Annotated in this window: 1 rRNA gene (only partly in view); it reads left to right on the top strand. The window is 49.0% G+C overall.

The features are described 5' to 3' along the window. Positions 1–25: 25 nt before the first annotated feature. Positions 26–1,493: ribosomal RNA gene (locus tag QL989_RS19065) — 23S ribosomal RNA — on the top strand (it continues 1,516 nt past the right edge of the window).

Genomic DNA, 1,493 nt, shown 5'->3' with positions numbered 1-1,493 from the left:
AAACAAAGACCCGTTTGGGTTGTATGGTTAAGTGACTAAGCGTACACGGTGGATGCCTTGGCAGTTGGAGGCGATGAAGGACGTATTAACTTGCGATAAGCCTAGTCAAGCTAGTAAAAAGCACTTGAGACTAGGATTTCCGAATGGGGAAACCCACCTGCTTGCAGGTATCGTTAACTGAATACATAGGTTAACGAGGCGAACGCGGAGAACTGAAACATCTAAGTACCCGTAGGAAAAGAAATCAACCGAGATTCCGATAGTAGCGGCGAGCGAAATCGGAACAGCCCTTAAGCTTATTATGTGTTAATGGAAGGCTCTGGAAAGTGCCACGATACAGGGTGATAGTCCCGTACATGAAAACGCATTTTAAGTGAAATCGAGTAGGTCGGAGCACGTGAAACTTTGACTGAATATAGGTGGACCATCATCTAAGGCTAAATACTCCCAACTGACCGATAGTGAACCAGTACCGTGAGGGAAAGGCGAAAAGAACCCCTGTGAGGGGAGTGAAATAGAACCTGAAACCGTGTACGTACAAGCAGTAGGAGCCCTTCGAGGGTGACTGCGTACCTTTTGTATAATGGGTCAGCGACTTATATTTTGTAGCGAGGTTAACCGATTAGGGTAGCCGTAGGGAAACCGAGTCTTAACTGGGCGAATAGTTGCAAGGTATAGACCCGAAACCCGGTGATCTAGCCATGGGCAGGTTGAAGATTGAGTAACATCAATTGGAGGACCGAACCCACTAACGTTGAAAAGTTAGGGGATGACCTGTGGTTAGGAGTGAAAGGCTAATCAAACCGGGAGATAGCTGGTTCTCCCCGAAATCTATTTAGGTAGAGCCTCGGACGAATACTTACGGGGGTAGAGCACTGTTAAGGCTAGGGGGTCATCCCGACTTACCAACCCTTTGCAAACTCCGAATACCGTAAAGTAATATCCGGGAGACACACGGCGGGTGCTAACGTCCGTCGTGAAGAGGGAAACAACCCAGACCGCCAGCTAAGGTCCCAAAGTCATAGTTAAGTGGGAAACGATGTGGAAAGGCCCAGACAGCCAGGAGGTTGGCTTAGAAGCAGCCATCCTTTAAAGAAAGCGTAATAGCTCACTGGTCGAGTCGGTCTGCGCGGAAGATGTAACGGGGCTAAACTATGCACCGAAGCTGCGGATTCAGAATTTATTCTGAGTGGTAGGGGAGCGTTCTGTAAGCGGTTGAAGGTGTACCGGGAGGTATGCTGGACGTATCAGAAGTGCGAATGCTGACATGAGTAACGATAATGCGGGTGAAAAACCCGCACGCCGGAAGACCAAGGGTTCCTATCCCATGTTAATCAGGGTAGGGTAAGTCGACCCCTAAGGCGAGGCCGAAAGGCGTAGTCGATGGGAAACGGATTAATATTTCCGTACTTGGTATAATTGCGATGGGGGGACGGAGCAGGCTAAGCAAGCATGGCGATGGTAGTCCATGTGAAAGTGTGTAGGCTAGTCGT

The sequence above is a fragment of the Pseudoalteromonas sp. APC 3224 genome, assembly GCF_030407535.1.
Classification (GTDB): Bacteria; Pseudomonadota; Gammaproteobacteria; order Enterobacterales; family Alteromonadaceae; genus Pseudoalteromonas.
Note: the sequence above shows the minus strand (reverse complement) of the source record. Positions and strands in the feature narration are given on the sequence as shown.